The 1,417-nt window shown below is 63.5% G+C and carries 2 protein-coding genes; one reads left to right on the forward strand and one right to left on the reverse strand.

Annotation, left to right across the window (positions count from 1 at the left end; translation table 11 throughout):
- Positions 1-878, reverse strand: an 878-nt coding sequence (gene dusB, locus EOD15_RS34260; protein WP_127409302.1) for a tRNA dihydrouridine synthase DusB, incomplete at its 3' end; no start/stop codon positions are given.
- Positions 879-1,119: 241 nt separating this feature from the next.
- Here dusB and EOD15_RS34265 point away from each other — a divergent pair.
- On the forward strand, positions 1,120-1,417 hold a 298-nt coding region (locus EOD15_RS34265), incomplete at its 3' end, for a 2-C-methyl-D-erythritol 4-phosphate cytidylyltransferase (RefSeq protein WP_185929164.1).

Raw genomic sequence — 1,417 nt, forward strand, 5'->3', positions numbered from 1 at the left:
AGGTGTTTGCGCGCCTGGCGCAGGCCGCTTTCGGCGCCGTAGAGCGCCAGCATGTCCTCATAGTGGGCCACGATGTAGTCGGCGACCGCCGTCGAGTCCCGTGGCATGTTTGGCGTCGCCTCGCCGGTCGCTGCGGCCGCAATGCCGCCTGCAATCCAGGGCGCGCCATAATGGGCACGGCCGATCATCACGGCGTCGGCACCCGATTGATCGAGAATGTCGGCCGCTTCCGCCGGCGAAGAGACGTCACCATTGGCGACGACCGGGATGGACACGGCTTCCTTGACGCGGGCGATGGCGCGCCAGTCGGCCTTGCCCTGGTAGAACTGGCAGCGCGTGCGGCCGTGCACGGTCACCATCCTGACGCCGGCCTGTTCGGCGCGGCGCGCCAGCATCGGCGCGTTGAGCGCGCCTTCGTCCCAGCCGAGCCGCATCTTGACCGTCACCGGCACCTCTACCGCGCCGACAACAGCGTCGATCAGCGACAGTGCGTGGTCGAGATCCAGCATCAATGCCGAGCCGGCATAGCCACCGGTGACCTTCTTGGCCGGGCATCCCATGTTGATGTCGATAATGTCGGCCCCCTCGCCGGCCGCGATTCTGGCACCTTCGGCCATGTGCATCGCCTCACGGCCTGCTAGCTGGACCATATGGACCGGCAGGCCGGAGTGGCGTATGCGCAGGTTGAAACCGGCCCTGCCCTTGGCGAGCTCGCCACTGGCAACCATTTCGGACACGACCAGGCCCGCTCCATGCGCGTGGGCACGCTGCCGGAACGGCTCGTCCGTAATGCCCGACATCGGTGCGAGGAACACACGATTGCGGATTCTCACGCGGCCGACGTCAAGCCGCGCGGCCAATTGGGTCAAGTTAACCATGCACAAAAACCAAGCATCTTCATACGCTGCACATTCTCTAGCCATATCGGCCGCAATGTGCAACGCGGAATGACGCCACATTAAGGCGCAATTGGGAAAATGCTGGCCTTCGGCTTTGGCCGAGACCAAAGCGCCGCGCGTCCCTCAGGACGCGCAAAGGACGCTTTGGAATTTCATTAGCGCACGATCTTTCCGAAAACCGATTACACTTTTCGGGATCGTGCGCTAGGACCAAACGGGCATGACTGACGCAAGTGAAAATCACGTTTCGGATACGGATGGCAAGGTCGCGGTGGTGATCGTTGCGGCCGGCCGTGGTGCGCGCGCCGGACAGGCCAACGGACCGAAGCAATATCAACACATTGGCGGCTTTGCCGTCATTGCACACACGCTGGACATTTTTCTGGCTCACCCGCGGACCAGCGAGATCGTCGTCGCCATTCATGCCGATGACCATGAGCTGTTCCGGCAGGCGGCGGGCGCCAATGCCGAGCGCGTTACCGCCATCATGGGTGGGTCGACGAGGCAGGAATCCGTCC

Origin of the sequence: Mesorhizobium sp. M7A.T.Ca.US.000.02.2.1, from assembly GCF_003996995.1 — a bacterium.
GTDB lineage: Bacteria > Pseudomonadota > Alphaproteobacteria > Rhizobiales > Rhizobiaceae > Mesorhizobium.